Genomic DNA, 20,259 nt, shown 5'->3' with positions numbered 1-20,259 from the left:
TCCGAACTCGGCAGTTAAGCTCTTCCTCGCCGATGATACTGCGCATCTTCGCGCGGGAAAGTAGGAAGCTGCCAAATTCTTCCACCGCCCCCGAAAGGCACACCGCCTTCCGGGGGCGGTCGCGTTTAAGGGGTAAGCAGAGTGGTAAGCCGCTATCGTACATGGAAAGAAAGCTCAAATCATGGTGCTTTTTGAGTTAATTTTGTTGTGTTGTTGATGTATTTTCGATGCTATTCTGTAGACCACCCGTACTTTTACACCGTATAATAATTTCGCGTGAAACTATTGGCGCAGCAAAGAGGCCAAATTGTCCTGATGACATGCCTGTGCCGTGATTTTCTGCTCCACCAAGTAGAATATCATAACCACGTGACCCACAAATTTTACCTGCCTTTTCAAGACATGTTCCAATATTGCTGTAGTAGCCAGAGCAATCTATGGAATGGAGAACTTCTCCATTCGGGCCGCTGATTTGTTTGGATGTTGCGCATCCTGCAATCAGGACCATCAACCAACCTAAATGAATAGAATGTGATAATTTCATATCTCAGCTCCATTTCTGGCTATAATGTTCAATAGGTTGCCCACTCCCTGAAAAGGAGGAATTGCCCCTGCTTATTTAATTTGACCTACTATTGTAGGTCGATTTTGTCAAGGCATACCGTATAGCGAAGGCATGAGAAAAAGCTATGACGAGGATAACCTAGCAAAGACGTTCATGCCTGGCGTTCTTAGGCGCTATCGTGATGCAGCAGGGCTGTCCCAGCAGGACCTGGCCGACAGTGTAGGCATCTGCAAGAGCTATATCTCGTCGCTGGAGTTGGGCTATCGTGCGCCCAATTTAAATTTATTGGTAAAGATAGCGGACGCCCTTCACATCAAGCCAGGGCAGCTGGTGGACGAAATGGTGACGGAAGCGCAAAAAAGTTCTTCCACTCCCTGCTGAACTGGCATACCAGCCAGGAGTCTCCTGTTCTCGAAACTCCTCCATGGTTCACTCGCCTGCACAATCAAGCTGCCTTGTGTTGCAATTCCTACTTATTCCTCTGCGAACTGTGCATCTGTCGTTTGTACACGGCGACATGGAGCCCGTATCGGCTTAACCCGCGGCGAAAGAAATGACCCCCAATGCCCGGCTCTGCGTGGTGCCCCATGCCGGGCATGCAGCCTTACTCGACAATTCTCCTGTCGTGTGGGCGGCCATCAGCCAGTTTCTCAACGCCCCTCTTCAGGAACTGGAAAAGGGCGCGGAAAAGGCAAAGCTGTAAGGGAGGCTGTGGAAGGCAGGTCGAGCCGCCCGCGTCCCGGCTGGCGGATTGCTCCAGCAAGCGGGCAGCTTTTGCGCGGGCCTAAAAACCCAGCGTGCTCTCGGGCCCGGGTCTGTCGGGGAGCGGCGCGCGGCCGGCCGTGGAACTCCCGCCCCCAAAGCGCAGCAGGAACATGCCCGAAAAGCTCTTGCCCTTGTAGACCTCCACGCGGAAGAGCCGGGCGCCCCGGTCCACGGAGAAGCGCGGCTGAAAGTCCCTGCGGCGCAGGGCGATGCCGCTTTCATCGGGCCGGCCGCAGTCCATGCCGATGGCATTGACGCGGTAACCGGGCTCGGGCCGCACAATGGCCGCGTCCCGCACATCGAGGATGCTCCCGAAGGGGACGGTCTCCTCGCGGCCGTCCACCTGCACGGTCATGGCGTCGCGGCTCGCGTCCACCTCCCGCCAATCCGGCCGGATGAGGGTGATGGTGCGGTTGCCGTAGTGGATGCAGATCCTGTCGCTCTTGCCCTCGCAGGGGAGCACGGCCATGATGGGCTTGGAGGTGATGGCGCGGGCCGGGCTGTTTTTGGGCAGCGGCAGATAACTGATGGCCGGGCGCACGTCGTCGAGCGGCAGGAAGACGCGGTTCTCCGCAAAGGAAACCCCCAGGTTGTCGCGCAGGGCCCGGGCCACGCCCGCGGGCGTAAGCTCGAAATCGCGGCTGAAGCGCACGCCCGCGCGGCTGAGAAAAGCCTCCACCATGAGCAGGTGATAATACGCGCGCAGCTCCACGGGAAATTCCTTGCTCGCCTCGAGCCCGAAGGCCGCCTTGCCGTGGCGCACGGCAAAGTACGAGAGGCTTTTTTCCATCTCCCGGTCGCCCGCGGCCGTGTGCGTGTTGTGCACGTGCAGGGCGTGGATGGGCCGGATGAGGCGGCTGTTGGCCTCCCGGGCCACGGCATCGGCCTCGGCGGCGAGCTCCCCCATGAAGGTGCCCGGGTCGAGCTCGTCCTGGTCGATGATGACCGACTGCCCCCAGCGCGCCGGGTTGCGCAGCCTGTCCTCGTGCCGCGGCCGGTAGTAGCCGCTGCCGTCGTGCAGGTTGAGCACGAGGCCCACCTGCGGGTGCCGGATGAGCTCCTGGATGCGGCGCACGGTGGCGAATTCGGGGTCGCTCTCGGGAAGGCGCGCGAACTTGCGGTTCATGTCGCCGTGAAGGCCGCGCGAGCGCTTGATGATGCTCGGGAAGTTGAGATTGGGCACCACCCAGACCGCGCCCTCGGCGATTTCGTAGCGGGTGGCCAGCAGCGTGGCCGCGGAAAAGCCTCCGGGCTCGTCCCCCTGGATGCCCCCCACCACCAGCACCGCGCGGGGCGCCACGCCAAGGCGGATGGTGGTGAAGTCGAGCGGAAAGGTCTCGGCCCGGGGCGCCCGGCAGGGAACCAGGAGCACGGCGGAAAAGACGAGCAGCGCGAGCCCGCGGAGCAGGGCGCCCAGCGCATGAGAGCCCCGGCTCCCCCCGCGGGGGGCGGAAGCGGAGAAGGACTGCCGGGGCGCATGCCCGCGGGCCGTGAAAGTGGTGTCTTTCCGCATCACTGCTGCACCATTCCTGATTCGGCGATTTTTACGCCATTCGCCGCCCTCCGGCAAGAGGAAAGGCGCGCCTCCTCACGCGTACCGGCCTTGCGCGCGGCTTGACGCGGCCGGGCAAAGCCTCTATAAAAGTGCGCTTTCGCCGCCCGTGATTTCTGGCATTTCCGGGCGCCCCCCGGGCGTCGCAGGCCGTGCCGCGCAGGGCCGCTCCCGGCCGGCGGAGAAGAGAACCTGTTTCGCGCCAGCGGGGAGCCCGCATGTTCGAGAGCCTTTCCGACAGACTTTCCGGCGTTTTCCGCTCCTTCGGGGGCCGTCAGCTCACCGAGGAGAATATCCAGGCGGGCCTGAGGGAGGTGCGCCTTGCCCTGCTCGAGGCGGATGTCAATTTCCGTGTCGTCTGGGATTTTGTGGAAAGCGTGCGCGAAAAGGCCCTCGGCCAGGCCGTGCTCAAGGGCGTGAGCCCGGCGCAGCAGGTGGTCAAGATCGTTCACGACGAGCTCGTGGCCCTTCTGGGCGGCGAGGCCCAAGGGCTCTCCTTCGAGGGTACAAAGCCCGCAGTCATCATGCTGGTGGGCCTGCAGGGCTCGGGAAAGACGACCTCCGCCGCCAAGATCGCCAACCTGCTCAGGCGCGGCAAGCACCGCCCCTATCTCGTGCCGGCCGACGTGTACCGGCCCGCGGCCATCGACCAGCTCCATGTGCTCGCGCGCGAGCTCGACATGCCGGTCTATCCCTCCACGCAGGACATGGACCCGGTGGACATCGCCCGCGATGCCGTGGCCGTGGCCCGCGAGGCCGGCGCCGACGTGGTGCTGCTGGATACGGCCGGGCGCCTGCATGTGGACGCGCCCCTCATGGACGAGCTCGCCGCCATCAAGGAGGCCGTAAAGCCGCAGGAGATTCTTTTCGTGGCCGACGCCATGACCGGCCAGGACGCGGTCACGGTGGCCGAGGCGTTCAACGAGCGCCTCGGGCTCACGGGCGTGGTGCTCACCAAGATGGATGGCGACGCGCGCGGCGGCGCGGCCCTCTCCATCCGCTCGGTGACGGGCGCGCCGGTGAAGTTCGTGGGCGTGGGCGAAAAGCTCTCCGAAATGGAGGTCTTCCACCCCGACCGCATCGCCGGGCGCATCCTCGGCATGGGCGACGTGCTCACCCTCGTGGAAAAGGCGCAGGACGCCTTTGACGCCGAGGAAGTGGAAGCCATGGCGCGCAAGATGCGCAAGGCGAGCTTCGACCTGGAGGACTTCCGCACCCAAATGCGCCGCGTCAAGAAGCTGGGCTCGCTGGAAAGCATCCTCAAGATGATCCCGGGCCTCGGGGGCCTCACGGACAAGCTGGCCCAAGCCAACGGCGCCCTCCCCGAGGCGGAGCTCGCCCGCACGGAGGCGATCATCAATTCCATGACCCCGGCGGAGCGCCGCGACCCCGACATCCTCAACGGCAGCCGCCGCGCGCGCATCGCCAGGGGCTCGGGCACCAGCGTGGCGCAGGTGAACCAGCTGGTGCGCCAGTTCACCCAGATGCGCAAGATGATGCAGGGCATCATGACCGGCCGTGGGCAGGGCAAGGGCCTGCCCCGTATGCCGCGCGGCCTCCCCGGTGGCATGCCGGGCGGATTTCCGGGCATGGGCGGATTTCCCGGTATGGCCGGGATGCCCGGAATGCCCGGTACCGCGGGCGCCGGCGGCCATGGCGGCAAGTCCGCCGCGGCGAAGAAGCGCAAAAAGAAAGAGCGCCAGCAAAAACGCAAGAAAAAATAACCCGCGGGCACAAGGCCCCGCGCTTGCCCTTTTGCGGGCGCAACGCTACACTTGAATACTAACGCAAGGGAGCAGAACACATGGCAGTGAAACTGAAACTTACCCGCCTTGGCAGCAAGAAGCATCCGTTCTACCGCGTGGTCGCCGCCCGGGATGAGACCCGCCGCGACGGGCGCCCGCTGGAATTCCTCGGCTTTTACGACCCCATGACCAACCCCGCGGATGTGCGCCTCGATGCGGACAAGATCCGCGCCTGGCTCGACCGTGGCGCGGAACCCACCAGCACGGTGCGCTCCCTGCTCAAGAAGCACCTGGCCTGACATCCGGCGAGGCCTGCAACGACGCTTGCGCCGAGGGTGCCCTTAAGGGGGTGCTGTGGGGCGGATATGCGCCTGCGGCGCGCCTGGCCGCATGTGCGGCCGCCGGGGCAGGCCCATGCGGCGCCTTTTGGCGTTGCGGTGGAGGTGCCTGATGAAAGCTCTGATCGAAAATATCGCCCGGGCCCTGGTGGACGACCCCGCCGCCGTGGAGGTGCGCGAGGTGGACGGCGACCAGGCCACGGTGCTCGAACTCAAGGTGGCGAGCGATGACCTCGGCAAGGTCATCGGCCGGCAGGGCCGCACCGTGCGCGCCATGCGCACCCTGCTCGGGGCCGCGTCCATCCGGGCGGGCCGGCGCACCGTCCTCGAGATACTGGAGTAGGGCGCCGGTGGCCGCACCCGCCGCAAAGCCGGCCACCGCGAGCCAGGGGGGTGCCGCAGTCCCCGAGGGCTTTGTGGAATTGGGCAGCGTGGCCCGGCCCCACGGCATTCGCGGCGAGCTCGCCGTGGACTGGTTCGCGGACGCAGCCCCCGGCGCCTTCAAGCGGCTCTGGCTCTGCCGTCGCGGCAGTGAGCCGCGCCCCCTCGGCGTGCTTGGCAGCCGGGCGCACAAGGGGCGCCCCCTGCTGCTCCTCGAAGGCGTCACGAGCCGCGACGAGGCCGAAGCCCTGCGCGGCGCCCTCCTGTGCGTGCCCCGCGCCGAGCTTCCCGAGCCTTCCGAGGACGAAGCCTATCTCGCCGACCTCATGGGCGCGGATGTCCACCTCCCGGACGGCAGCCGGCTTGGCCGCCTCGACCATGTGGAGATGCCCGCCGGCCAGGAGGTCTGGGCCATCCGCACGGACGACGGCCGCGAGATCCTCTTCCCGGCACGGCCGGACTTTATCCGCTCCTTCGACCTCAAGGCCCGGCAGGTCTGCATCGACCCGCCCGAGGGCCTTCTGGACGTGTATCTTGCCTGAACTTCCCGAAGTGGAAACCGTGGTGCGCACGCTCGCGCCGCATGTGACAGGCTGGCGCATCGCGGGCGCCGAAGTGCTGCGGCCCTCGGCCGTGCATCCCCTGAGCCTGCCGCTCGGGAGCCTCGCCGGCCTTGCCGTCACGGGCGTGCGCCGGCGCGGCAAGCTCATCCTCATGGATGTGGCGCCCGGCTCCGACCCTGCGCCGGGGAGTGCCGCCACTGTCCCAACCGTCATCGCCGTGCATCTGCGCATGACCGGGCGCCTGCTGCCGCGCCCTGCCGGGAGCGCGCCGGGCGCCTATACCCGCTGGTTCCTCGACCTTGAGGCGCAGGACGGCACGGCGCAGCGCCTGTTCTTTGACGATACCCGCGCCTTTGGCACCGTGCTTGCGGCAACGCCGGCCCTGCTGGAACAGTGGGATTTCTGGCGCAGCCTCGGCCCCGAACCGCTGGAGCTGGACGAAGCCGCCTTCGCGGTGCTCTTGCGCGGCCGCAGGGCCGTCAAGGCGGCCTTGCTCGACCAGCGCGTGGTGGCCGGCATCGGCAATATCTATGCGGACGAGAGCCTGCACCGCGCCGGCATCGACCCGCGCCGCCCTGCCGGCGGGCTCGACGCGCGGGAGCGCCGCGCCCTGCTTGGCGCGCTTCGGGACGTGCTCACCCTCGCCATCGCCCAGTGCGGCAGCTCCATCCGCGATTACCGCGACGCGGACGGCAATGCCGGCGCCTTTCAGAACAGCTTTGCAGTCTATGGGCGCGACGGCGAACCCTGCCGGGCGTGCGGCCACCCGCTCGCCCGTATGCGCGTGGCCGGACGGGCCACGGTGTATTGCCCGCACTGCCAGCGTTGAAGTCGGCGTTTCTCAAAGTCAGTCCCTCACGGTAGTCACGCGCAGGGGCTCTTTTTCGGGTATTTCCACCCTGATCCTGCCATGTGTCCCGGTGTCGAGCAGCGGGATATGGCGCGCCGCGAGCCACGCGCGCAGCCGCCTGCCCGGATAGCCCCAGCGGTTACGGAAGCCGCAGCCGGCGAGCACCAGTTCCGGCTGCACCGCCTCATGGAAAGCCGGGAGGAAGCTGCGGTCGGAGCCGTGATGCGGCGCCACGAGGATGCGCGCGGAAAGGTCGGCGCCAGCCGCCAGCAGCCGCCGGAGCACGGCCGGCCCGGCATCGCCCGTGAACAGCACAAGGCCCTCGCCGTTGCGGGTGAGCCGGAGAACCAGCGAGGCATCATTGCCTGACCAAGAGCCCGGCGTTGTTTCTCCGCCATCTCCGCCTTCCGCGGCCATGCGCGGCGGGTGCAGCACTTCCAGCGCATAGCCGTCCCCCAGCACCACCGTGTCCCCGGCGGCGAGCGCCGCGGCCGGCGCCTCTTGCCGGGCCTCGCGCCAGCGCTCGCGCCGTTCGCCTTTGGCGTCGCGGCCATTGTGGAAGAGCTGTTCCACCCGGAAGCTATGGAGCAGGTGGAAGAGTCCGCCCACATGGTCGAGGTCCGGGTGCGTGTTGATGACGGCATCGAGCCGCGGGGCGTCATTGGCGGTGAGGAGCGGGTCGAGCAGCGCCTTGCCCGTATCGAAGCCTGGCGACAGCGCGCCGCCGCCGTCGACGAGGATGCGTCCATGCCCCGGGAGCCGCAGGGTGACGGCGAGCCCCTGGCCCACGTCCAGCACTTCCAGGCGGGGAGCCGGGTCGAGCCGTGCGGCCAGCCGCAGCGTCGGCCCCACGCAGAGCAGCAGCAGCCCGGCCACGAGCCAGCGCCGCGCCTTGAGCCGCGTTGCGGGGCGCCCGTCCCCGGCCATGACGGCGAGCGCCACGCCGATGGCCGCGAACGCCGCAAGCGCCGTCCCGTGCGGCCGCAAGCTGGCCGGCCCCTCCAGCAGGCCGTGCCGCTGGAGCAGGTCGAGGCAGGCGAGCATCGCTTCGCAGGGGAGAGAAGCCATATGGAGGCTGATCCGGGCGCAAGCCTCAAGGCCTGCCGCCGCGCAGCCGAGCCCCAGAGCCGCCCCCGGGAGCACCACGAGGTCGACCGCGGGCAGCCAGAGCACATTGAGCGGAAACCAGAGCCCGAGAGTGCCGAAGCGCGCCAGCATGAAGGGGAGCAACGCGAGCTGGATGCAGAAGGAAACGAGGAAGATGGCCCCGAGCCCGTGCAGGACGGCACGGCCGCGCGCGGCGAGGCGCGTCTTCAGGGGCGCCCCGGGTACCGCCGCCGATGTGCCGCTTCCGGGCGCCGGCCACAGGCGCCGCAAGCCTGGCATGGTGAGGCAGATGACGGCCACGCAGAGCACGGAAAGCTGGAGGCTCAGGTCGAAGAGGCTCAACGGGTCGGCGAGCACGATGCAGCCCAGCGCGGCCAGCAGGGCGTCAAGCAGGGTCGCCGTGCGCCCGCGCAAAAGCCACAGGGTCATGAGGCCCAGCATGCACGCGGCGCGCACAAGGGACGGGGGCGCGTTGCCGAGCCAGAGATAGGCCAGCGCCGGCGGCAGGCTTGCCACGGCCACCCACACGGCGCGCGGCCGGGAGAGATAGATGCCGGGGCGCAGGCGCGCCAGCAGAAGCACGCTGAACAGGCCGATGAGCCCGGCGAGCGCGAGATGCTGCCCGGAAAGAGCGAGGCTGTGTGCGAGGCTCGCGGCGGCGAATTCGTCCAGCGTGGCGCGGCTGAGGAAGGAGCGGTCCCCGAAGAGCAGGGCCGGCAGGACGGCCATGGCCTGCGGCATGTCCGTTGGATGGCCGGCTTCTTGCGAGGTCAGCAGCGCGTGCACGAAGTCACGGCGCAGGTCTTCACGCAGCCGCGCGGGCACCGTGCCCGTCCCTGTGACCGTGGGGCTGCCGCTCCACGACCGGCTCCAAAGGCGCCAGAACACGTCTTGCGCGGCCCAGCGCGCCTCGTGCACGGGCTCCGCGCTGTTGGCGAAACCGCGCATGGGTGTGGGCCGACGGCTCACGCAGACGGTCTGCCCGGCGAGCGGGCGGAAGGCGGCGTCGTCCCATGTCCAGGCAACACGCCCTGCAAGGGCGTCCCCGCCTCCCTCCGGGCGCACATCCTCAAGAATGACGCGCAGGCGCCCGTCCGCCAGGCCCTCGACGCGGCGCACCGTGCCGCAGATGCGCACGGGAGGATCTTTCGCCGTTTCGCCGGGTGCTGCCGCAAGCCATGCCGGTTCCGCCGGCGGGGAGCGCAGGGGCGCAAGCTGCCAGTGCCCCATACCGAGGCCGGCGGTGCACAGCGTCAGCGCCAGCAGGGCGCGCCGGGGGGCCCTGAGGCGCGGGTCGGCCAGCAGGAGCAGCAGGGCGCCGGTGAGCCCTTCCGCCGGCCAGAGGGCTGCGAGGATACCCGCGCACCAGAAGAGCAGGCAGACCTGCCAGAAGAGGGGCGGCTGGAGCGGCGGGTGGCGCATGCCGCCCCGGGCTCAGGCCAGTTCGCGCGCCATGTCGCGTTCTTCGGCCCGGCGCTTGAGGGTCTCCCGGTGGTCGTGGAGCTTCTTGCCGCGGCCGAGGGCGATCTCCACCTTGATCTTGCCGCGGCTGAAATAGAGGCGCACCGGCACCACGGTGAGTCCCTTCTGGGCCACCATGCCGGCGAGGCGCCCGATCTCGCGGGCATGGAGCAGGAGGCGGCGGGGCCGGTCGGGTTCCTGCGGCACATAGCCCGCATTGGCGTAGGGCGCCACATGCAGCGAGAGGAGCCACGCGCTCCCCTGGCGAAATTCCACATAGCTGTCGATGAAGTTCACCTTGCCGGCACGGATGCTCTTGACTTCGGGGCCGGTGAGGGAGATGCCGGCCTCGGTGAATTCCGAGAGCTCATAGAGGTGGCGCGCCTTCTTGTTGACGGCAATGGCCGCGGAGGGGGTCTTCTTGCTCATGACAGGCCGGATCTTGCGTGGTTGGTGGCGAGAAAGGAAAGCTCCTGCCCGAGCACGCGGTGCAGGCGCTCGTGGATGAGCTGCCGGCCGGCGGCCGCATCGGGCAGGTTGAGGACGGTATGGACAAGCTCGGCGCAGTCGTCCGCGGAGAGCTTGCGCAGCATGTGCTTGATGCCGGGCACGAAGCGCGGCGCCGCCGAGAGCGCGTCCACGCCCATGCCGAGCAGCAGCGCCACGCCCGAGGGGTCGGCGGCGAACTCGCCGCAGACCGACACCGGGATGCCCTCGCGGTGGGCCGCGTCCACCACCCGCTTGAGCGAGCGCACCACCGAGGGGTGCAGGGGCTCGTGCAGATAGGCCACATGGCGGTTGTTGCGGTCGATGGCCATGAGGTAGTGAATGAGGTCATTGGTGCCGATGCTGAAAAAATCGCATTCCCGCGCCAGGGTGTCGGCGGTGAGGATGGCGGCGGGCGTCTCGATCATCACCCCGAGCGGCAGGTGCTGCGCATGGGCCACGCCCGCGGCGGCGAGTTCCTGCCGGAGCTCGTGGAGGATGCGGCGCACGCTCCGCACCTCGCGGGCATCGGTGATCATGGGCAGCATGAGGGCCACATTGCCGGCCACGCCCGCGCGCAAGAGGGCGCGCAACTGGGTGCGGAACAGGTCCTCATGGGCGAGGCAGAAGCGGATGCCGCGCAGGCCCAGCGCCGGGTTGGGCTCGCGCAGGGCGGCATGGGCGGGCAGGGCCTTGTCCGCGCCCACATCCAGCGTACGGAAGATGACCGGCCGCGGCGCAAGCCTGGCGGCGACGGCGGCGTATTCCGCAAAGAGCTCGTCTTCGCCCGGGAGCTCGCGCCCGAGATAGGAAAATTCCGTGCGGTAGAGGCCCACGCCGTCGGCCCCGCACTCGTCAATGTCGCCGAGTTCGGCGGCGTTTTCCAGGTTGGCGCGCACGGAGAGGGCCACGCCGTCCCGGCTCTCGGCCGGGCGTTGCGCGGCCTTGCGGGCATGGGCTTCCCACTGCCCGTAGGCCGCCTTGCGCTCCGCATAGCGCGCGAGGTCGGCCTCGTCCGGCGTGAGCAGCACACAGCCCGAGAGACCGTCCACGATGGCCGTTTCGCCGTCCCGCGCGGCCTCGGGCAGGCCTGTGACGCCCACGAGGGCCGGCACGCGCAGGCTGCGCGCCAGGATGGCCGTATGCGAGGTGGGGCCGCCCTCGGCGGTGAGGATGGCGAGCACGCTTGCCGGCTCGAGCTCCATGACATCGGCCGGGGCCAGGTCTTCGGCAACGAGGATGCCCGCGTCCTTTTGAGCGGCGCCCGTTCCCGAGGCGTCTCCGTGCAGGGCCTCGCCGAGCCTGAGCCCCATGGCGCGCACATCCTGGGCCCGGTCGCGCAGGTAGGGGTCGTCCATGCCGCGGAAGAGCTCACAAAGCTCCTCCACCGTCTCCTCCAGCGCCCAGGCCGCGCAGATCTTGCGGTGTCGGATGCGCGCGAGCGCGGTACCCAGAAGGCGCGGGTCGCTGGCGAGTTCCATCTGCGCGGCGATGATCTCGGCATAGTCGGCGAGGGAGGGGGGCATGTCCGCGAGGGTGGCTTCCAGCTCCGCGCGAACGCGGGCCGCGGCCGCGCGCAGGGCTTCCTCCTCGGCAGGGATGGCTTCGTCCGCTATGCGGCGGTGTTCGCCGCGCGGAGCCCCGTGCAGGCGACGGATGGCCCCGAGGGCCAGACCGGGTGAAACGGGGATGCCATAGATGACCGCGCGCGCCATGTCATTCCTGCATGTCGGCGAAAACGCCGCCCAGGTCGAGCAGGGCCTCGCGCGCGTCCTCGCCGTTGGCCAGAAGGAGCACCTGCGCATGGGCCGGCGGCGCCAGCGAGAGCAGGTCGAGCATGCTCTTGGCGTCGGCCTCACCGGTCTCGGTGATGCAGCGTATCTCCGAGGAATAGCGCTGCGCCGCTTTGGCGAGGCGCGCCGCGGGCCGCGCGTGCAGCCCGCCGCGCAGGTTGAGGACAAGGTTCAGGGCGAGGCCCCGGGGCGTCTCGCGGATGGAATGGGCCATGGCATCGTCTCCGCCGCCATCTTACATGGAGAGGGCGCCGCCGTCCACGGGGAACGGCCGAGGGCTTTCAGGCATCAAGCCCCGGGATGAGCGCATAGAGCTCCTTGGCGCTCCAACCCGTGAGGCGGGCATGCGCCTCGCGGGCGGCCTCGCGCGGTTTGAGCCCTTCGCCGAGCAGGGCGCGCAGGCAGGCGCGGGCGGCCTCTTCGTCGGCACGGTCCGGGGGGGCCTCCGCCGGCCCGATGATGACCGTGATCTCGCCGAGCAGGTCGCGCGCCAGCTCCGCGCCGTCCTCAAGGCGCCCGAGCAGGAATTGCTCGTGCGTCTTGGTGAGTTCCCGGCAGATGGCGAACTCGCGCGGACCGAGGATGGCGGAGGCCACGGCGAGGCTTTCGGCGAGCCTGTCCTTGCGCTCGAAAAAGACGAGCGAGCCCGGGACGGCGGCATAGGCGCGGAAAAGCGCGCGCCGGCCCCCTGCGTCCCGGGGCAGGAAGCCCAGGAAGGTAAAGGGCAAAGGCGGAAGCCCTGCGGCGCTGAGCGCGGCCACCGGCGCCGACGCCCCGGGCACGGGCGAGACCGCGATGCCCTCCCTGCGGCAGGCGCGCACCAGCCGGTAGCCGGGGTCGGCCACAAGCGGGGTGCCCGCATCCGAGATGAGGGCCACCTGCGCGCCCGAGCGCAGGGCGGCGAGCACTTCCTCGCGGCGTTCCTCCTCGTTTTGTTCGTAAAAACTCAGGAAGCGGCGGCCGGGCAGGCCCAGGCGGCGAAAGAGCGCGGCCGCGCGGCGCGTGTCTTCCGCGAGCACCAGGTCGGCTGTTTCCAGCACCTCCCGGGCGCGGGGCGAAAGGTCACCAGGGTTGCCAAGCGGCGTGGCTACGATCCAGAGACGGGGCGAAGTCGAAGGCATGGCGGTAATGCTCGGCGCTGAAGGTTCCGTCGCGGGCCACGAGGCAGACGACATCGAAGCGGCAGGGCGAGGCCCAGGCGTCATGGGCGGCAAGCCAGGCATGGGCCGCACGGGAAAGGTTGCGTTGCTTGGCGGCCGTGAGGGCGCCCTCCGGGCCCCCGCGCTCCCCGCTGGAGCGGGTCTTCACTTCCACAAAGACCACGGTGGCGCCGTCCTGGCAAACGATGTCGAGCTCGAGGCGCCCGGCGCGCCAGTTGCGGTCGAGGATGCGCAGCCCGGCCCGGCGCAAAAGGCCGCAGGCGGCTTCCTCGCCCTGGCGCCCGAGAGCGAGATGGCGGCCGTCCCGCTTCAGCACAGGGCGCCCCACGCGCTCGAAGCGGCATGTGGTCTTTCAGCGGCCGGCAGCACACCACGGAAGGTGCGGCGGTGAAGGGGGCAGGGCCCAAGGCGCCGCAGGGCCTCCAGGTGTTCGCGGGTGCCGTAGCCCATATGGCGTTCAAGGCCATAGCCCGGCCAGCGGCGCCCGAGCGCGGCCATGAGCCGGTCGCGGAAGGTCTTGGCGAGGATGGAGGCGGCCGAAATGGCCGGCTCGCTCCTGTCGCCGCCCACAAGGGCGCGCTGGCGCGGGGGCGCGCCATGACGCGCCTTGCGCCACATCGTCAGGAGCAGGTCCTCGGGGATGGTCCTGTTGCCGTCGATGATCAGCAGACCGGGAGCGGCGCGTAGCGTACAGGCCGCTCGGGCCATGGCCTCGAGCGTGGCCTGGAGGATGTTCACGCGCTCGATGCGCCGGCTCCAGACCACGCCCAGGCCCCAGGCCACGGCGCAGGCGCGGATGGCCGGCGCCAGTTTTTCGCGCTGGCGGGCGCTCAGGAGCTTGGAGTCGGTGAGACCGGGCAAATCGAAGCGGGAGGGGAGGATGGCGGCGCAGGCCACCACGGGCCCGGCGAGGCAGCCGCGTCCGGCCTCGTCGATGCCCGCCACAAGAGACGGCTCCTCACGAGGAGCCGTCAGGCCCCCGGAAAATCCGGGCAGGTGCGGCCGGGGCGATGGGGGGCTTCCGGCCATGGCGGACGCCGGGCGCGCCCGGCGTCCGCGGGTGGCGCTCAGTAGCGGGCGCGCGGCTTGATGCGGGCCGCCTTGCCCTTGCGCCCGCGCAGGTAGTAGAGGCGGCTGCGGCGCACGCGGCCCTGGGCCACGACCTCCACATGGTCGATGAAGGGCGAGTTGATGGGGAAGATGCGCTCCACGCCCACGCCGTCGGAGATCTTGCGCACCGTGAAGCTGGCATTGGTGGTGCCGCGCTGGATGCGGATGACATTGCCCTGGAAGACCTGGATGCGCTCCTTTTCGCCTTCCACGATGCGCAGATACACCTTGACGGTATCGCCCGAGCGGAAGGCGGGCATGTCCATGCGCATGTTTTCGCGCTCGATCTTCTTGATGATATCCATGTCAACTCCTTCATCGGGGCCGGCAAAGGGGCGGGCCGCCGTTTTCAACAAAAATCGCCCAATATCCTGTCGGCCAGGATGGCCGCCGCGCTGCGCACGGAAAGATGGTTTTCGCCCAAAAAACGCAGGGGCCGCAGGCGCCCGTCGCTGAGGGCCGTCACTTCCGGCGCCAGGCCGCGCGCCGTGCCGAGCAGGAGCAGCACCGGGCCCTCGCGGCACCAGTCCCGCACCTTTGCGGGCGTGAGCGGCGGGGCGGCGCGCTTTTTCTCCGGCCATGCCGCGGACGTTGCCACGAGGCGCGGCGCCGTGCCCGCGCGGGCCGTGGCCTCGGCGATGGCATCGTCCAGCGAGGGCATGCCGCGCACCAGCGAGAGCGCCCGGCTGCGGTCGCTCCGCAACGGGCCGGCGGCTCCTCCCCAGTGGCGGAGGATGGCCCCAAGCAGCCTCAGCTGGTCCTCAAGGGGCGTTACCACATAGAAAGGCCCCATGCCATAGCTGCGCGAAATCCGGGCTATATCGTGTACGTCAAGATTTGTCAAAGAGGACGCGCCGCATTTTCGCCCTTCGAGGAGGACGGGATAATGGAGGAGGCAAAAGGAGAGGTTGCGGCCGGGCCGCTCCCGCGGGAGGGCGGCGAGGGCCGCGGCGTCCGCGCGGTCGAGGGGCGCCTCGTCCAGCAGCTCCGGGCGCTGGCGCAGGGTTGCGGCGAGCGCCTCTCCGCGGCGCCAGGCCGCGATGGCCGCATGGTCGCCGTTGCGCAGCACGGCGGGTACGGGAAGGCCCTCGAAGATTTCGGGACGCGTATAGTGCGGATATTCGAGGATGCCGGCGGAAAAGCTCTCGTCCTCGCCCGAGGCCTCCTTGCCCATGAAGCCGGGCACAAGGCGCCCCACGGCCTCCATGACGGCCAGCGCCGCCGTTTCGCCGCCGTTGAGCACGGCGTCGCCCACGCAGACGGGCGTGAGCGGCAGGAGCCCGGCCACGCGCGCGTCAAGTCCCTCGTAGCGGCCACAGATGAGGGTCAGATCTTCTTCGCGGGCACATTCGCGGGCAAGGGCCTGGGTGAAGGGGCGCCCCGCGGGCGTGAGGAAGAGGATGCGCCCGGGCCTCGCTATCTCGCGCACGGCCGCGGCCACGGGCCCGGGCTGGAGCACCATGCCCGGCCCCCCGCCATAGGGCCGGTCGTCCACATGATGATGCCTGTCCGTGCTGAACGTGCGCGGGTCGTGGAAGCTCACGTCCACCACGCCGGCTTCGCGGGCGCGCCCCATGAGGCCGGTGGCGAGCGGCGAGGTGAAAAATTCGGGAAAGAGCGTGACGAGATGGAAGCGCATGCCGGGAACTTGCCGGAAAAGCTGCCGCCTGTCCATGCGCGGGAGGGGCTTTTGCAATCAGGAGAGGAAGGACTGCCAGGTGAGCCAGCGCAGGTCCACGGGAAAGGGCGCATCACCCGGGAGCGCCACACAGAGCGCATGCCCCGGGGCCACCACGAAGCGCCACGAGAGCCGCGCGCCCGCAAGGGTGCAATATCCGGCGCCCTGCCTTGCCCCGTCATGGGCTGCGCGGGCCGCGGCCTGCCAGCTTTCGGGGGCGCCGCCAAGGGCCTTGAACAGGGCTTCGGCGAGCAGCCAGCGCCTCAGGCCAGCCTGAGGCGTCGGCGCCGGCGCCGCAAAGCCCCGGTCAGTGGAGGGCATGCCGTCCGCCGGCTCGGCGTCCACCGCGCTGTACCCTGCCGGGCGCCCGGCTGTCTCCCCGGGCGTGAGCACGAGGCAGAAGGCCGCGGCGCCGCTGTGGCTGAAGGCGACGCGCCAGCCCGGGGCGCCCGCCACGCGGGGGCGCCCGCGTTCATCCATCTCAAGGGTGGCAGAACCGGGCAGGGCGCGGAGCGCGAGCAGCCGGGCGAGCAGGCGCGAGGCGCGGGCTCTGGGCGCGCTTCCGCCTTGGCCGAAGCGGCGGCAATGGGCCAGTTGCGCCGGGGCGAGCCGGGGGGCGAGGTCTCGCTCCCAGCGGCCGCAAAGCTCGGCGAGGCGTGGTGCTGCCCGGGCTGCGCCGAAATCGGGCAGGGCGGCGGCGAGAAGAAGCGGCATGAGGTCTCCACGGCCGGAGCGCGGCCGCCCGTGCATCCTCGCACAGGGCGCCGGGCAGGGCAAGGGAGCGGCGCCGGCCGCGGGCTTGGGCAGGTCTGGACAAGCGCCGAAATTTCCGCTATGGACTGTCTCCCATAATTCGCCCGTATCGGGCCCGGCGGCCTGCCGTCATGACCTGCCGGCATGGCCAGCCGCCAAAAGGAGACCCCCAATGGCTGTTCAGCAAAACAAGAAATCGCGTTCCCGCAAGGGCATGCGCCGTTCTCATGACCGTGTGGCCAAGCCTGCCGTCATCTATTGCTCCTGCGGCGAACCCACCACGCCCCACAGCGTGTGCCCCAACTGCGGCGCCTACCGCGGCCGCCAGGTGATCGCCCGTCCCGAATCCGAGTGATGCGCGAGAAGCCCGTCATCGCCGTGGATGCCATGGGCGGGGATTTCGGCCCCGCCGTGGTCGTTCCCGGGGCCGTGGAGGCGGCGCGCCTCCACGACCTCCATATCCTCCTTGTGGGCGATACGCCCAAGGTGGAGGCCGAGCTCGCCAAGCTCGACCTGGGGGACGCCCGTTGCGACATTGTCCAGGCCGATGACGTGGTGCACATGAACGAGAAGCCGTCGGACATCCTGCGGCGCAAGAAGAACGCCTCCATCCAGGTGGCCTGCCGCCTCGTCCGCGAGGGCGCGGCCGACGGCGTGGTCAGCGCCGGGCATTCCGGCGCCACCGTGGCCTGCGGCATGTTCATCATGGGGCGCCTCCCCGGCGTGGAGCGGCCCGCGCTGGCGGCGCTTTTGCCCACCGAGAAGGACCCGGTGGTCGTGCTCGACGCCGGCGCCAATGTGGACTGCCGGCCCTACCATCTTTTCCAGTTCGGCCTCATGGGCGACGCCTTCGCCCGCGACCTGCTCGGCTATGCCGCGCCCCGCGTGAGCCTGCTCAGCATCGGCGAGGAGGAGGGCAAGGGCAACAGTCAGGTCAAGGAAGCCTACGAGCTCCTGAAGATGGCCCACAACCTGAATTTTATCGGCAATGCCGAAGGCCGCGACATTTTTACCGGCGATGTGGATGTGGTCGTCTGCGACGGCTTTGTGGGCAATGTGGTGGTCAAGATGAGCGAGGGGCTGGCCTCCGCGCTCGTGCGCATGCTGAAGCGCGTCTTCACCACCGGCTTCATCCCCGCGCTCGGGGGCATGCTCGCGCGCGGCGCCTTCCGCAAGTTCGCGCGCACCCTCGACTATGCCGAATACGGCGGCGCGCCGCTTTTGGGCCTCCAGGGCCTCGCCATCGTCTGCCACGGCCGCTCCAACGCCCGCGCCATGACCAACGCCATCCGCATGAGCGGCGCCTATGTCCGCAAGGAGACCAATGCCCGCCTCGCGGAGACCATTCTCGCCAACGAGGAGCTGACGCGGTTCTCCCGCGCCATCTGAGCGCCGCGGCCGCCTTTTTTCCGCAACCAGTACGGACGCTTCATGACCCTTACCTGCCATCTGCACGCCTTGTGCGCCCATGTGCCCGAAACCGTCGTCACCAACGACGACCTGGCCCGCGTGGTGGACACCAATGACCAGTGGATCGTCGAGCGCACGGGCATCCGGCGCCGGCACAGGCTCGCCGAGACCGAAAACGCCTCCGACCTGGCCCTTGCCGCGGCGCGCCGCTCCCTGGCGGAGGCGCGGCTCGCGCCGCGCGACCTCACCCATGTCATCGCCGCCACCTGCACGCCGGACGCCATCTCGCCCTCGGTGGCCTGCATCCTCGCCGGCGCGCTGGACGCCGGGCCGGTCATGGCCATGGATTTCAGCGCCGCCTGCACGGGCTTTATCTACGGGCTTTCGCTGGGGCAGGCCTTTCTGGCCCAGGCGCCGCAAAGCCGCATCCTCTTCGCCTGCGCCGAGGCGCTGACCCGCCGCCTCAACTGGCAGGACAGGAGCACCTGCGTCCTCTTTGGCGACGCGGCCACGGCCTGCGTGCTCGACAGCGAAGGCGGCGAGGGCTCGGCCGCGGTGGAGGATGTGCTCTGCCAGAGCGACGGCGCGCAGCGCGACCTCATCGTGGTGGGCGGGGGCACCTCGTGCCGCTACGCCGTGGGCGACCCCGTGGACGGGCAGTTCTTCATCAGCATGCGCGGGCGCGATACCTACAAGCACGCCGTGCGCCAGATGGTGCAGGTGTGCGAGACCGTGCTTGCCCGCAACGGCCTTTCCATGAAGGATATCGCGCTCTTCGTGCCGCACCAGGCCAATATGCGCATCATCGAGGCCGTGGGCTCGCGCCTCGGTATCGGCGGGGAAAGGGTGTTCGTGAACCTTGAAGAATACGGCAACACCTCCTCCGCCTCCATCCCGCTGGCGCTCACCGAGGCCCGGGCCGCGGGGCGTATCCGCCCCGGCGACCGCGTGCTCGTCACGGCCTTCGGCGCGGGGCTCACCTGGGGCGCGGCGCTTTTGCGCTTTTAGCGGGCGCCCGGGGTGTGCCCCGGCGCATTGAAATTCCCGGGCGTATGGAGTAGGATGCGCCTTCCCGGCACTTCACAAGGAAGAGGTGGAACGCCATGACACATTCCAGCGCAACGGCCCTTTCGTGGGCCGAAGCGCCCGTGGCCCTGGTCACGGGGGGCTCGCGCGGCATCGGGCGCGCCATCGCCCGCACGCTCGCCCGCGACGGCTATTTCATCATCCTGACCTATGTGAGCCGCCCCGAAGACGCCGAGCGCACCGTGGAGGACATCCGCGCCGCCGGCGGCGAGGCGCGCGCCTTCGCGCTGGACGTGGGCGACGATGCCGCGGTGGAGGCCTTTTTCGCCTCCGAGATCAAGGACAAGGTCAACCTGGCCGTGCTCGTCAACAACGCGGGCATCACGAGGGACGGCTTCCTCATCCGCATGAAGAGCGAGGATTTCGACCGCGTGCTGGATGTCAACCTCGGCGGCGCCTTCGCGTGCAGCCGCGAGGCCGCGAAGATCATGAGCAGGCGCCGCGCCGGGCGCATCATCAATATCGCCTCGGTGGTCGGCCAGATGGGCAATGCCGGGCAGGCCAACTATTGCGCGGCCAAGGCCGGGCTCATCGGGCTCACCAAGTCCAACGCGCGCGAGCTGGCCGCGCGGGGCATCACGGTCAACGCCGTGGCGCCCGGCTTCATCGAGACCGACATGACGGCCAAGCTCGGCGAGGACGTGATGAAGGCCTATGTGGAGTCCATCCCCCTGCGCCGCATGGGGACGGCCGACGACGTGGCCGAGGCCGTGGCCTTCCTCGCGTCGGACAGGGCCGCCTACATCACGGGGCAGGTGCTCGCCGTCAACGGCGGCCTGTATTGCTGAGCCGGGGCGGACGGGCGCAGGACGATTTTTGACGATTTTTCAGGGCCGCGCACAGGCGCCGGAAAGCGCCGCATCGCGCCCGACAACGAACACGGAACACCGGGAGGATGTCATGTCTGAAGTTGCCGACAAAGTCCAGAAGATCATCGTTGACCAGCTTGGCGTGAGCGCCGACGAAGTGAAGCCCGAAGCCTCCTTCGTGGAAGACCTGGGCGCCGATTCCCTCGACCTCACCGAGCTCATCATGGCCATGGAAGAGGAATTCGACATCGAGATCGCCGACGAGGACGCCCAGAAGATCCTCAAGGTGCAGGACGCCATCAACTATATCGAAAACAACAAGAAGTAGGCCGGGCGCGTCCCGCCGCGGCACCTCACCCGCGGCGCTTCGTCCGGGGCGCAGCTTTTGGGGGCCACGCCCCGCGCGCCGGCGCCCGGGAATTCCCGGCCGCGCCGGGTGATGCCGTATTCGCCCTTTTCTGAGGTGCGCCCGCGTTATGGCGCCCGACCGGGAAAAAAGCCCGGTCTGGCGGCGGCATGTGCGCCATGGCGTGGGCTCGCCTGCGGGGCTTAAGGCCAGCGGGGGCGCCGAAGACGCGTGCGCGGCAGCGGGCCAGGGGGCATGCGCCAGGACGAGTGCGCCCCGGAGACCTGCCCCAAGAGGCTTG

24 protein-coding genes are annotated in these 20,259 nt (G+C 69.1%); 12 read left to right on the top strand and 12 right to left on the bottom strand.

All coding sequences use genetic code 11. The features are described 5' to 3' along the window. Positions 1-196: 196 nt before the first annotated feature. Complete coding sequence (locus HDR50_RS01800) at positions 197-544, bottom strand: hypothetical protein (protein ID WP_291355392.1); 348 nt, start codon at positions 542-544, stop codon at positions 197-199. 132 nt (positions 545-676) lie between these two features. Between HDR50_RS01800 and HDR50_RS01795 the strand changes: the two genes are divergently transcribed. Together HDR50_RS01795 and HDR50_RS01790 are read left to right on the top strand one after the other, a co-directional pair. Further along, entirely contained in the window at positions 677-946 is a 270-nt protein-coding gene (locus HDR50_RS01795) for a helix-turn-helix transcriptional regulator (protein ID WP_291355390.1), read from the top strand. Positions 947-1,118: 172 nt separating this feature from the next. After that, a complete protein-coding gene (locus HDR50_RS01790) occupies positions 1,119-1,268 on the top strand; it encodes a hypothetical protein (RefSeq protein ID WP_291355388.1) in 150 nt (49 codons plus the stop codon). Positions 1,269-1,349: 81 nt separating this feature from the next. On the opposite strand, the gene HDR50_RS01785 is transcribed toward HDR50_RS01790, so the two are convergent. Continuing rightward, positions 1,350-2,843, bottom strand: a complete 1,494-nt coding sequence (locus HDR50_RS01785) for a M14 family metallopeptidase (RefSeq protein ID WP_291355386.1) — start codon at positions 2,841-2,843, stop codon at positions 1,350-1,352. 257 nt (positions 2,844-3,100) lie between these two features. Here HDR50_RS01785 and ffh point away from each other — a divergent pair, with 257 nt between their 5' ends. The 5 genes from ffh (at position 3,101) to mutM (ending at position 6,738) form a co-directional block, all read left to right on the top strand. Next, positions 3,101-4,606, top strand: a complete 1,506-nt coding sequence (ffh, locus tag HDR50_RS01780; RefSeq protein WP_291355384.1) for a signal recognition particle protein — start codon at positions 3,101-3,103, stop codon at positions 4,604-4,606. A gap of 80 nt (positions 4,607-4,686) precedes the next feature. Further along, positions 4,687-4,926 carry a 30S ribosomal protein S16 gene (gene rpsP / locus HDR50_RS01775; RefSeq protein ID WP_165079071.1) on the top strand — a complete coding sequence of 80 codons (240 nt, stop codon included), beginning with the start codon at positions 4,687-4,689 and terminating at the stop codon, positions 4,924-4,926. Positions 4,927-5,074: 148 nt separating this feature from the next. Continuing rightward, on the top strand, positions 5,075-5,308 hold the full coding sequence (locus HDR50_RS01770; RefSeq protein ID WP_206214944.1) for a KH domain-containing protein: 234 nt from the start codon (positions 5,075-5,077) through the stop codon (positions 5,306-5,308). Between the two features lie 73 nt (positions 5,309-5,381). Next, positions 5,382-5,888 (top strand): ribosome maturation factor RimM, encoded by a 507-nt coding sequence (gene rimM / locus HDR50_RS01765; RefSeq protein WP_291355381.1) that lies wholly within the window; start codon positions 5,382-5,384, stop codon positions 5,886-5,888. Beyond that, positions 5,881-6,738: a bifunctional DNA-formamidopyrimidine glycosylase/DNA-(apurinic or apyrimidinic site) lyase gene (gene mutM / locus HDR50_RS01760; protein WP_291355379.1), complete on the top strand. Its 858-nt coding sequence runs from the start codon at positions 5,881-5,883 to the stop codon at positions 6,736-6,738. The genes rimM and mutM overlap by 8 nt, the downstream gene beginning before the upstream one ends. An 18-nt stretch (positions 6,739-6,756) precedes the next feature. Here the strand turns inward: mutM and HDR50_RS01755 are convergent, their stop codons facing one another. The 10 genes from HDR50_RS01755 to HDR50_RS01710 all read right to left on the bottom strand — a co-directional run bounded on the left by HDR50_RS01755 (position 6,757) and on the right by HDR50_RS01710 (position 16,268). After that, positions 6,757-9,288 carry a ComEC/Rec2 family competence protein gene (locus HDR50_RS01755; RefSeq protein ID WP_291355377.1) on the bottom strand — a complete coding sequence of 844 codons (2,532 nt, stop codon included), beginning with the start codon at positions 9,286-9,288 and terminating at the stop codon, positions 6,757-6,759. A 12-nt stretch (positions 9,289-9,300) separates the two neighbouring features. Beyond that, positions 9,301-9,756, bottom strand: a complete 456-nt coding sequence (smpB, locus tag HDR50_RS01750; RefSeq protein WP_291355375.1) for an SsrA-binding protein SmpB — start codon at positions 9,754-9,756, stop codon at positions 9,301-9,303. Further along, entirely contained in the window at positions 9,753-11,528 is a 1,776-nt protein-coding gene (gene ptsP, locus HDR50_RS01745) for a phosphoenolpyruvate--protein phosphotransferase (RefSeq protein WP_291355373.1), read from the bottom strand. The genes smpB and ptsP overlap by 4 nt, the downstream gene beginning before the upstream one ends. A 1-nt stretch (position 11,529) precedes the next feature. Beyond that, positions 11,530-11,820 (bottom strand): HPr family phosphocarrier protein, encoded by a 291-nt coding sequence (locus HDR50_RS01740; protein WP_291355371.1) that lies wholly within the window; start codon positions 11,818-11,820, stop codon positions 11,530-11,532. A gap of 67 nt (positions 11,821-11,887) precedes the next feature. Further along, positions 11,888-12,727 (bottom strand): 16S rRNA (cytidine(1402)-2'-O)-methyltransferase, encoded by an 840-nt coding sequence (gene rsmI / locus HDR50_RS01735; protein WP_291355369.1) that lies wholly within the window; start codon positions 12,725-12,727, stop codon positions 11,888-11,890. After that, positions 12,669-13,082 (bottom strand): YraN family protein, encoded by a 414-nt coding sequence (locus HDR50_RS01730; protein ID WP_291355367.1) that lies wholly within the window; start codon positions 13,080-13,082, stop codon positions 12,669-12,671. The genes rsmI and HDR50_RS01730 overlap by 59 nt, the downstream gene beginning before the upstream one ends. Next, positions 13,076-13,795, bottom strand: coding sequence for a ribonuclease HII (locus HDR50_RS01725; RefSeq protein ID WP_291355365.1), 720 nt, complete (start codon positions 13,793-13,795; stop codon positions 13,076-13,078). Before HDR50_RS01725 ends, HDR50_RS01730 begins: the two co-directional genes overlap by 7 nt. A gap of 38 nt (positions 13,796-13,833) precedes the next feature. Further along, complete coding sequence (rplS, locus tag HDR50_RS01720; protein WP_165079059.1) at positions 13,834-14,181, bottom strand: 50S ribosomal protein L19; 348 nt, start codon at positions 14,179-14,181, stop codon at positions 13,834-13,836. A gap of 44 nt (positions 14,182-14,225) precedes the next feature. Further along, positions 14,226-15,515: a tRNA (guanosine(37)-N1)-methyltransferase TrmD gene (gene trmD / locus HDR50_RS01715; protein WP_291355362.1), complete on the bottom strand. Its 1,290-nt coding sequence runs from the start codon at positions 15,513-15,515 to the stop codon at positions 14,226-14,228. Between the two features lie 57 nt (positions 15,516-15,572). Beyond that, entirely contained in the window at positions 15,573-16,268 is a 696-nt protein-coding gene (locus tag HDR50_RS01710; RefSeq protein ID WP_291355360.1) for a hypothetical protein, read from the bottom strand. 211 nt (positions 16,269-16,479) lie between these two features. On the opposite strand from HDR50_RS01710, the gene rpmF reads away from it, so the two are divergent. The 5 genes from rpmF to acpP all read left to right on the top strand — a co-directional run bounded on the left by rpmF (position 16,480) and on the right by acpP (position 19,940). Beyond that, on the top strand, positions 16,480-16,662 hold the full coding sequence (rpmF, locus tag HDR50_RS01705) for a 50S ribosomal protein L32 (RefSeq protein ID WP_165079056.1): 183 nt from the start codon (positions 16,480-16,482) through the stop codon (positions 16,660-16,662). Further along, on the top strand, positions 16,662-17,696 hold the full coding sequence (gene plsX, locus HDR50_RS01700) for a phosphate acyltransferase PlsX (RefSeq protein ID WP_165079055.1): 1,035 nt from the start codon (positions 16,662-16,664) through the stop codon (positions 17,694-17,696). The genes rpmF and plsX overlap by 1 nt, the downstream gene beginning before the upstream one ends. A 42-nt stretch (positions 17,697-17,738) precedes the next feature. Further along, a complete protein-coding gene (locus HDR50_RS01695) occupies positions 17,739-18,725 on the top strand; it encodes a beta-ketoacyl-ACP synthase III (RefSeq protein ID WP_291355359.1) in 987 nt (328 codons plus the stop codon). Positions 18,726-18,820: 95 nt separating this feature from the next. After that, a complete protein-coding gene (gene fabG, locus HDR50_RS01690; RefSeq protein WP_291355358.1) occupies positions 18,821-19,591 on the top strand; it encodes a 3-oxoacyl-[acyl-carrier-protein] reductase in 771 nt (256 codons plus the stop codon). 112 nt (positions 19,592-19,703) lie between these two features. After that, positions 19,704-19,940, top strand: a complete 237-nt coding sequence (gene acpP / locus HDR50_RS01685) for an acyl carrier protein (protein ID WP_165079052.1) — start codon at positions 19,704-19,706, stop codon at positions 19,938-19,940. Positions 19,941-20,259: the final 319 nt, after the last annotated feature.

The organism is Desulfovibrio sp. (assembly GCF_014803725.1).
GTDB lineage: Bacteria > Desulfobacterota > Desulfovibrionia > Desulfovibrionales > Desulfovibrionaceae > Desulfovibrio.
Note: the sequence above shows the minus strand (reverse complement) of the source record. Positions and strands in the feature narration are given on the sequence as shown.

What these genes read in the sequence shown, in the direction of transcription:
- HDR50_RS01800 (WP_291355392.1), bottom strand. Translation starts at nt 544, where the DNA reads ATGAAATTATCACATTCTATTCATTTAGGTTGGTTGATGGTCCTGATT.
- HDR50_RS01795 (WP_291355390.1), top strand. Translation starts at nt 677, where the DNA reads ATGAGAAAAAGCTATGACGAGGATAACCTAGCAAAGACGTTCATGCCT.
- HDR50_RS01790 (WP_291355388.1), top strand. Translation starts at nt 1,119, where the DNA reads ATGACCCCCAATGCCCGGCTCTGCGTGGTGCCCCATGCCGGGCATGCA.
- HDR50_RS01785 (WP_291355386.1), bottom strand. Translation starts at nt 2,843, where the DNA reads ATGCGGAAAGACACCACTTTCACGGCCCGCGGGCATGCGCCCCGGCAG.
- ffh (WP_291355384.1), top strand. Translation starts at nt 3,101, where the DNA reads ATGTTCGAGAGCCTTTCCGACAGACTTTCCGGCGTTTTCCGCTCCTTC.
- rpsP (WP_165079071.1), top strand. Translation starts at nt 4,687, where the DNA reads ATGGCAGTGAAACTGAAACTTACCCGCCTTGGCAGCAAGAAGCATCCG.
- HDR50_RS01755 (WP_291355377.1), bottom strand. Translation starts at nt 9,288, where the DNA reads ATGCGCCACCCGCCGCTCCAGCCGCCCCTCTTCTGGCAGGTCTGCCTG.
- smpB (WP_291355375.1), bottom strand. Translation starts at nt 9,756, where the DNA reads ATGAGCAAGAAGACCCCCTCCGCGGCCATTGCCGTCAACAAGAAGGCG.
- ptsP (WP_291355373.1), bottom strand. Translation starts at nt 11,528, where the DNA reads ATGGCGCGCGCGGTCATCTATGGCATCCCCGTTTCACCCGGTCTGGCC.
- HDR50_RS01740 (WP_291355371.1), bottom strand. Translation starts at nt 11,820, where the DNA reads ATGGCCCATTCCATCCGCGAGACGCCCCGGGGCCTCGCCCTGAACCTT.
- rsmI (WP_291355369.1), bottom strand. Translation starts at nt 12,727, where the DNA reads ATGCCTTCGACTTCGCCCCGTCTCTGGATCGTAGCCACGCCGCTTGGC.
- HDR50_RS01725 (WP_291355365.1), bottom strand. Translation starts at nt 13,795, where the DNA reads ATGGCCGGAAGCCCCCCATCGCCCCGGCCGCACCTGCCCGGATTTTCC.
- rplS (WP_165079059.1), bottom strand. Translation starts at nt 14,181, where the DNA reads ATGGATATCATCAAGAAGATCGAGCGCGAAAACATGCGCATGGACATG.
- trmD (WP_291355362.1), bottom strand. Translation starts at nt 15,515, where the DNA reads ATGCGCTTCCATCTCGTCACGCTCTTTCCCGAATTTTTCACCTCGCCG.
- HDR50_RS01710 (WP_291355360.1), bottom strand. Translation starts at nt 16,268, where the DNA reads ATGCCGCTTCTTCTCGCCGCCGCCCTGCCCGATTTCGGCGCAGCCCGG.
- rpmF (WP_165079056.1), top strand. Translation starts at nt 16,480, where the DNA reads ATGGCTGTTCAGCAAAACAAGAAATCGCGTTCCCGCAAGGGCATGCGC.
- plsX (WP_165079055.1), top strand. Translation starts at nt 16,662, where the DNA reads ATGCGCGAGAAGCCCGTCATCGCCGTGGATGCCATGGGCGGGGATTTC.
- HDR50_RS01695 (WP_291355359.1), top strand. Translation starts at nt 17,739, where the DNA reads ATGACCCTTACCTGCCATCTGCACGCCTTGTGCGCCCATGTGCCCGAA.
- fabG (WP_291355358.1), top strand. Translation starts at nt 18,821, where the DNA reads ATGACACATTCCAGCGCAACGGCCCTTTCGTGGGCCGAAGCGCCCGTG.
- acpP (WP_165079052.1), top strand. Translation starts at nt 19,704, where the DNA reads ATGTCTGAAGTTGCCGACAAAGTCCAGAAGATCATCGTTGACCAGCTT.